Source organism: Microbacterium sp., assembly GCF_049661145.1.
GTDB lineage: Bacteria > Actinomycetota > Actinomycetes > Actinomycetales > Microbacteriaceae > Microbacterium.
Genome location: NZ_JBASZT010000211.1, coordinates 1 through 7,633 on the forward strand (window position 1 = coordinate 1; position 7,633 = coordinate 7,633).

Genomic DNA, 7,633 nt, shown 5'->3' on the forward strand with positions numbered 1-7,633 from the left:
GCTCACCGCCGCGCGCCGCGATGCCGCAGCGCATCTGTCGGCCGCCGTCACGGCGGAACTGCAAGCGCTCGCCCTGCCCGACGCACGCGTCGAGGTGGCTGTCTCGGAGGCGGCGCCGTCGGCATCCGGTCGCGACGAGGTGACGATCCTGCTCGCACCGCACCCCGGTGCCCAGCCGCGCGCGGTCGCCCGCAGCGCGTCGGGCGGCGAGTTGAGCCGTGTCATGCTCGCGATCGAGGTCGTCATCGCGGGGGCGGACAGCGTGCCGACGTTCGTGTTCGACGAGATCGACGCCGGCATCGGGGGAGCGGCCGCGATCGAGGTGGGCAGGCGCCTGGCGCGACTCGCTGAGACGAGCCAGGTGATCGTCGTGACACATCTCGCGCAGGTCGCGGCGTTCGCGGGCAATCACCTGAGCGTCGTCAAGGCGAGCGACGGGTCGGTGACCGCGTCGAGCGTGCGGGCACTGTCTGGTGCTGACCGCGAGGCCGAGATGGCGCGCCTGCTCTCCGGCCTGCCCGACTCGGCGGTCGCGCTCGAGCACGCCCGCGAGCTGCTGCGCCTCGGCAGGGCCGGCTGAGCTCCCCCGGCTCGGGGCGTTTCGACACCTCGCTGGGCTCGTCGCGGGGCGAGCCGGCCCCGGGCGTTGAGGGAGCGGAGCGAGTCGAAACGCGTTCGGGGGTCGGAAGCGCTGATAGGATGAAAGCCCGTGACGGACACTCATTCAGCGGCGGGGAACATTCAGGGCGACACCACCAAGCACATCTTCGTGACGGGCGGTGTCGTCTCTTCGTTGGGGAAGGGTCTGACTGCGGCCTCCCTCGGGAATCTGCTCACCGCGCGGGGGCTGCGTGTCGTCATGCAGAAGCTCGATCCCTACCTGAACGTCGACCCGGGAACGATGAACCCGTTCCAGCACGGTGAGGTCTTCGTCACCGACGATGGTGCCGAGACGGACCTCGACATCGGTCACTACGAGCGCTTTCTCGACATCGAGCTGAGTCAGGCCGCCAACGTCACGACGGGGCAGATCTACTCCGAGGTCATCGCGCGCGAGCGCCGTGGCGAGTACCTCGGCGACACGGTGCAGGTCATCCCGCATATCACCGACGAGATCAAGCGCCGCATGCGGCTGCAGGCAGACGAGAGCCCGAAGCCAGACGTCATCATCACCGAGATCGGCGGCACGGTCGGTGACATCGAGTCGCAGCCGTTCCTCGAGTCGGCTCGGCAGATCCGGCACGAGCTGGGTCGTGGCAACGTATTCTTCGCGCACGTCTCGCTCGTTCCCTACATGGCGGCGTCGGGAGAGCAGAAGACCAAGCCGACGCAGCACTCGGTCGCAGCTCTGCGCTCCATCGGCATCCAGCCCGATGCCCTCGTGCTGCGCAGCGACCGGCCCGTCACCGACGCGAACAAGCGCAAGATCGCCCTGATGTGCGACGTGGATGAGGATGCCGTCGTCAACGCCGTCGACGTGCCCTCGATCTACGACATCCCCACGATGCTCCACGACCAGGGCCTCGACGCGTACCTCGTCGACGCACTGGGGCTGGCGGGCAAGGCTGCGGAGGTGGACTGGACCCGCTGGAGCAAGGTTCTGAACGCCGTCCACAATCCCAAGCACGAGGTCACGATCGGCCTCGTCGGCAAGTACATCGACCTGCCGGACGCCTACCTTTCTGTCACCGAGGCTCTGAAAGCGGGCGGATTCGCGCAGGAGACCAAAGTCAAAGTGACCTGGATCCCCTCGGACTTGTGTGAGACACCGGCCGGAGCCGAGAAGGCGCTCGCCGCGGTCGACGGCATCGTCGTCCCCGGTGGCTTCGGCATCCGGGGCATCGAAGGCAAACTCGGCGCGCTGCGCTTCGCGCGGGAGCAGGGCATTCCGGCGCTCGGGCTGTGTCTGGGTCTGCAGTGCATGGTGATCGAGTACGCGCGCAATGTCGCCGGCATCGAGGGCGCATCCTCCAGCGAGTTCGACCCCGATACGGCCGATCCGGTGATCGCGACGATGGCGGAGCAGGTCGACATCCTCGACCACGGCGACCTCGGCGGCACGATGCGGCTCGGCCTGTACGAGGCGGAGCTCGCCGAGGGGTCGCTCGCCGCCGAGCTCTACGGCAGCCGCCAGGCGAGCGAGCGCCATCGCCACCGCTACGAGGTCAACAACTCATACCGCGAGGTGCTGGCCGATGCCGGGCTCGTCTTCTCGGGGCTCTCACCCGATCACGGCCTCGTCGAGTACGTCGAGCTGCCCCGGGATGTGCATCCCTACTACATCGCGACCCAGGCCCACCCCGAGCTGCGCTCTCGTCCCACGCAGGCGAGCCCGCTGTTTCGCGGACTCATTGCCGCGGCGCTCGCTCGGCACCGTGCGAGCGAGCTGTTCGAGGTCGAGCATGACTGACGCGACGGTTCCTCTCGGCGGGCACGATTTTTCGCCCGAGGCGCGGCAGCGCCCTGGAAAAGCTGACGCTCCGCAGGGATCGGGTGCTGAGCTCGCCGACGACCCGGTCGAGGTCCAGGTCGAGCACACCGAGACGCCGTTCACAGGGCACGTGTGGAACATCCGCCGCGACGCGTTCACCTACAACGACGGAACGCTCGTGCGCGAGTACGTCGATCATCCCGGCGCCGTCGCCATCCTGGCGCTCGATGATGACGACCGCATGCTGCTCATCAAGCAGTACCGTCATCCCGTGCGCCTGCGGGACTGGGAGATCCCGGCTGGACTGCTCGACGTCGCCGGCGAGGACCCGCTGAACGCGGCGCAACGCGAGCTCGCCGAAGAGGCCGACCTCACGGCATCCCGCTGGGACGTGCTCACCGATTTCTCCACGAGCCCGGGCGGCAGCGACGAGGCGATCCGCATCTACCTCGCCCGGGATCTCGCGCCGACCGCGGAGGCCTTCGCGCGCGGCGAGGAGGAAGCCGACATCGAGGTGCGCTGGGCGCCGCTCGATGACGTCGTCGATGCCGTTCTCGCCCGTGCCGTGCAGAACCCCTCGCTCGTGATCGGCGCGCTCGCTGCACACGCCTCCCGCGCCCGCGGCTGGGCGACGCTCGCTGCGGGCGATTCTCCATGGCCGCGACGGTCGCGACCCATCGGGGGCTAAGCCGTCGTGCGCACGGACCGTGCTATCGACGCGTATCTGCGGCACATCTCCATCGAGCGCGGACTGTCGGAGCACACCGTCGCGGCATATCGTCGCGATCTCATTGTGTATCGCGCGTGGCTTTCTGAGCATGGGATCGGCGATACCGCCGACGTGAGGCCCGCCCTCGTCGCGCAGTTCGCCGCGGAGCGTGCGTCGGCGCAGCCGCCGGCCGCGGCGACCTCTCTCGCACGGCTGCAGTCGTCGGTGCGCGGGCTACACCGGTTCCTCGTACGCGAGGGCATCGCCGATGCCGACCCCAGTGAGCGGTTGCGCCCGCCGAAGGCGCCGCAGCGGTTGCCCAAGGCGCTGTCGATCGAGCAGATAGAGGCGCTGCTCGATGCTGCGGGCCCCGCGCCCGGCGGTGCGGGCGTTGGCATGGCCGGGGAGGATCTGCTCGTGCGGCTGCGCGATCGTGCCCTGCTGGAGTTGTTGTACGCGACGGGCGCCCGAGTGTCCGAGGTCATGCAACTCGACGTGGACGATCTCGTGGGGGGTGGGCACGGGGACGTCGTGCGGGTGCGCGGCAAGGGCGCGAAAGAGCGGATCGTGCCGGTGGGCTCCTATGCCCGAGCCGCCGTGGACGCCTACCTCGGGCGCTCTCGCCCGGAGCTGTCGCGGCGCGGACATGCGACGCCGCGGCTGTTCCTCGGTGCGCGCGGCGCGCCGATGTCACGGCAGGGCGCGTGGCTCGTGATCCAGGGCGCCGCCGAGCGCGCGGGATTGGAGGCGCACGTGTCGCCGCACACGTTCCGGCACTCGTTCGCGACTCACCTGCTGCAGGGCGGCGCGGACGTCCGCGTCGTACAGGAGCTGCTCGGCCACGCATCGGTCGCCACCACCCAGATCTACACGCACGTGACGGTGGACGCCCTGCGTGACGTGTACCTCACTTCGCACCCCCGCGCCCGCTGACCGGGGCGGTCGGCCGCGGCACTCGACCACCGGCGCGCCCGGCGTCGCAGAAGCAGGCTGAAGTGGCACTCGTTGGCTCGTGAAGGCCGCGACGGTGCGATCCAGCCTGCTTTTGCGACAAGGGCGGGGCAGGTGCAGCCGTGCGTCCCGTGAGCGCGGCGAGTCGAAACGCCGGCAGCAGCACTTGTGTGGCCTGGCCACAGGGTTTGTCACGGCGGGCGCAGGGGCTTCCGCGACAGGTCCGCGATGAGACTGTACGCATGGCCTCAACGGGCGGCATCCGGTCGCTGTTCTCCCGCCCCCACGAACAGCGGGAGCCGCAGGCTGAAATCCAACCGACCTCGACCAGGGATCGTCCCGGATTCGCCTACCTCGCCACCGAAGAGATCTACCTGGATTCCGCGTGCCAGACCCTCCGCCCGCAGCCGGTGATCGACGCGATGGCCGAGTACTACACGCAGTACAACGCATGCGGCGACCGCGTGAAATACGACTGGGGGCGTCGGGTCGATGCGCGCGTCGCCGCGACCCGCGAGGCCGTGCTGCGCACGCTCGACCTCTCGCCACGACGGTACGAGTGCGCGTTCACCCTCAACACGACCTACGGCCTGAACCTGCTGCTGCACCAGCTTCCCGCCGGCCGCTACGCGCGCGTGGTCACGACGCACACGGAGCACAACTCCGTGTTCCTGTCCACGATGTCGTTCGCGCGACGCGCCGGCATCCCGCGCGTGGTCGTCGAACGCACGGATGCCGGGGAGATCCAGGTCGCGGATGCCGACCTCACGGGCGCCGTCGTCGTCGTCTCGGCGATGGACAACGTGTGCGGCACAACCACCGCGAACCTCGACGACCTGATCGCGTGCACGCACCGGGCCGGCGGTACGGTCATCGTCGACGCCGCCCAGGCGGCACCCCACGCGCTCGCGGCGCTGCGGGGGACCGCCGCCGATGCGGTGTGCTTCTCGGCGCACAAGATGTACGGACCGTCGCTCGGTGTCGTCGCCGCGACCCGCGAACTGCTGGAGTCCCTCGAGCTGAGCTTCATCGGCGGGGGTCAGGTCGCATCGGTCACCGAGACCGACTTCGTCCCGGCATCCGACCTGCACACGCGGCTCGAGCCCGGGCTGCAGGCGTGGGCCGAGATCATCGGGTTCGGCGCGGCCCTCGAGTGGCTGGCGCCGCGCCGCGAGGCGCTCGAACATCGCGAGCAGGCTCTCGCTCGGCGGCTCTTCGATGGACTCCTGGAGCTTCCGCACCTGCGGGTCGTGAGTCCCTCGGCATCCGCCGTCGTCTCGGTGCTGCCCGAACGCGTCGACGGGCACCGCCTCGCGACCTTCCTGTCGAAGGCGCACATCTCGGTGCGCAGCGGATACTTCTGTGCGCACCACTGGCTCATCGAGCGTGCGCACCTCGGTCCGCTCGTGCGTTTCAGCCTCGGCGCGCACAACACCGAGGCCGACGTCGACGGCGCGCTCGAGGCCATGGGACGGCTGATGCGGGGGCTGTGACGTGGTCTGCATCGTCGCGTTCTTCGTCGTGCTCGTGCTGTCTGCCGTCTCGGCGAAGTACCGCAAGCTCCTCGGCCGGGCGTGGGGCTGCTTCGCCCGGCGTGTGACCTTCCGCGCCTGTGACACGACGTTCCGTGAGGACATCAAGAGCTCCATCCTCGCCCCGCTCGCCCTGCGCGCGCCGCGGCTGGTGAAGCCGGCGAGCATCGCGATCGAGGTCGTCGCGTGGCTCATGGTCATCTCGCTGATCGTGAGCCTGTACCTGCTCGGCCGCTCCGGCCTGAACCTCTTCGTCTACGGCACGTGCGACAAGCAGGACTCGCAGTCGTGCGCGCTTGCCGCGGAGGCCTGCTCGATCGGCACGGCCACCCCGGGATTCTGGGAGTCGATCGGCAAGGGCGACGTGTTCGGCGCGTTCGGCAACGAGTTCTCGTCGGTCGGCGAGACGATCGCCGCCGTCCCGAGCCGACTCAAGACGTGGGATGCCGAGGTGTACACACCCAAGGACGCGACTTACCTCGGCGGCTACCGCGAGGGCCTGCCCGCAGCGCTCGAAGTGCTCGACCCGGGCTGCCGGTTCTGCGCCGAACTGTTCCGCAACATCGAGGAGTCCGGCTTCGCACAGCGGAACAACCTGGCGTACGTCGCGTACCCGATCTCGTCGGATCTCGGCTCGAAGTTCCCCAACTCGCCGCTCGTGGCGAGCTACCTCGCGGCCGTGCAGGCGTACGAGGCCGACCACGGCGACCTGGCGGGCGAAACCGGCGACTGGTTCATTCTCGAGCAGCTGTTCACCGGAGAGAACGCCGCCGGCACCGGCTGGCAGGAGTGGATGAACGAGGCGGATGCCGACGACGCCCGCGCCCAGCTGCAGGCCTGGCTCGGCGAGTTCGGCTACTCCGAGGATGCCGTCGCCCAGATCGACCAGCTCGCCGGCTCAGGGCGCATTGCCGACGTGCTCGCCCGCAACCGCACCGTCGTCGAAGACGACATCCGCACCGTCTCGATCCCGACGCTCATCGGGGGCGGGCGCCTACTGTCGGGGCTGCAGAGCGTCGAAACGCTGCAGGGCCTCGGAAACTGAGGCCGCGGGCCCTGCTCGCGGTCGGCAGCGCGGGGTGCCGGCATCCGCGGCTCTCACTTCAGAGGAGATCTGTAGTTCTGCGGACCCGATCTGCGGACCCGGTCCGCAGAAGCGCAGATCTCCGCAGAAGCGCGAGTGCCTCAGCGGCGGTTCACACCGCGGCAAGCACGACGCCGCCGGCGGCGCCGACGATGACGACCGCCCAGGGCGGCAGCTTCACGCGGACCCGAAAGTCTCGCATCCCCGAGGCAGACTCTCTCGCCCCACGGCGCGGCAGCGCCACTGAAGAGCCGACCCGACAGTCTCGCATCCCCGAGGCAGACTCTCTCGCCCCACGGCGCGGCAGCGCCACTGAAAAGCCGATGAGGAGGACGAAGCAGATCGCGGCGAGCGCGAAGGGTCCCGGGCCGGTGATCGCCGTCGTGAAGACGGGGGAGTACAGCGCGGCGGCGGGATGCCGACGACCGCCGCGTTCGCGCCACGCATCGCCGCCTGCGCCCACCGGTATCGCTGGAGAGTGTTCCAGAACGGCAGGACCGCGACAAGCAGGAGGAAGCCGGTGAGGAAGATGCCGGCGAGCGCGACGAGCGCGCCGCCGATCCCGCCCGGGCCGCCGGTCCCTACCTCGGCGATGGCGCCGAGGTAGGCGGCGAAGGTGAACAACGGACCGGGCACGGCCTGGGCGGCGCCGTAGCCGGCGAGGAACTGTGCGTCGGTAGTCCATCCCGCGTCGACGACCGCGCTCTGCAGCAGCGGCAGCACGACATGACCGCCGCCGAAGACGAGCGAGCCGGCGCGGAAGAACGCCGCGAACAGCGCGGCCGAACCCGACCCGGTCGCCGCGGCGACCAGCGGACTGCCGACCAGCAGCATGATGAACAGCGCGCCCGCTGCGAGGCCCGCGGCGGGTCGAACGGGGAACCGGACGGCATCCGCCGTCCGCAGGCCCGGCACCTCGTCCACCC

The 7,633-nt window shown here is 69.8% G+C and carries 6 protein-coding genes and 1 pseudogene; 6 read left to right on the plus strand and 1 reads right to left on the minus strand.

Translation table 11 applies throughout. The features are described from left to right. The 6 genes and pseudogenes from WBP48_RS08980 to WBP48_RS09005 form a co-directional block, all read left to right on the plus strand. Positions 1-580, plus strand: a pseudogene (locus tag WBP48_RS08980) (DNA repair protein RecN); the annotation flags it as partial. A 129-nt stretch (positions 581-709) separates the two neighbouring features. After that, positions 710-2,410, plus strand: a complete 1,701-nt coding sequence (locus WBP48_RS08985) for a CTP synthase (protein WP_424439199.1) — start codon at positions 710-712, stop codon at positions 2,408-2,410. Then, positions 2,403-3,119 (plus strand): NUDIX domain-containing protein, encoded by a 717-nt coding sequence (locus WBP48_RS08990; RefSeq protein ID WP_424439202.1) that lies wholly within the window; start codon positions 2,403-2,405, stop codon positions 3,117-3,119. The genes WBP48_RS08985 and WBP48_RS08990 overlap by 8 nt, the downstream gene beginning before the upstream one ends. A gap of 6 nt (positions 3,120-3,125) precedes the next feature. Next, the gene (locus WBP48_RS08995; RefSeq protein WP_424439205.1) at positions 3,126-4,073 is read left to right on the plus strand and encodes a site-specific tyrosine recombinase XerD; all 948 of its coding nucleotides are present in this window, start codon (positions 3,126-3,128) and stop codon (positions 4,071-4,073) included. A gap of 260 nt (positions 4,074-4,333) precedes the next feature. After that, positions 4,334-5,584, plus strand: a complete 1,251-nt coding sequence (locus WBP48_RS09000) for an aminotransferase class V-fold PLP-dependent enzyme (RefSeq protein WP_424439208.1) — start codon at positions 4,334-4,336, stop codon at positions 5,582-5,584. A 1-nt stretch (position 5,585) separates the two neighbouring features. Further along, positions 5,586-6,668, plus strand: a complete 1,083-nt coding sequence (locus WBP48_RS09005) for a hypothetical protein (protein ID WP_424439211.1) — start codon at positions 5,586-5,588, stop codon at positions 6,666-6,668. A gap of 216 nt (positions 6,669-6,884) precedes the next feature. Here WBP48_RS09005 and WBP48_RS09010 read toward each other — a convergent pair. Then, positions 6,885-7,633: chromate transporter (locus WBP48_RS09010; protein WP_424439214.1), on the minus strand; the 749-nt coding region annotated here is incomplete at its 5' end.

Excerpts from the sequence above, each read along its gene's own strand:
- WBP48_RS08990 (WP_424439202.1), top strand. The coding sequence starts at position 2,403 with ATGACTGACGCGACGGTTCCTCTCGGCGGGCACGATTTTTCGCCCGAG.
- WBP48_RS09000 (WP_424439208.1), top strand. The coding sequence starts at position 4,334 with ATGGCCTCAACGGGCGGCATCCGGTCGCTGTTCTCCCGCCCCCACGAA.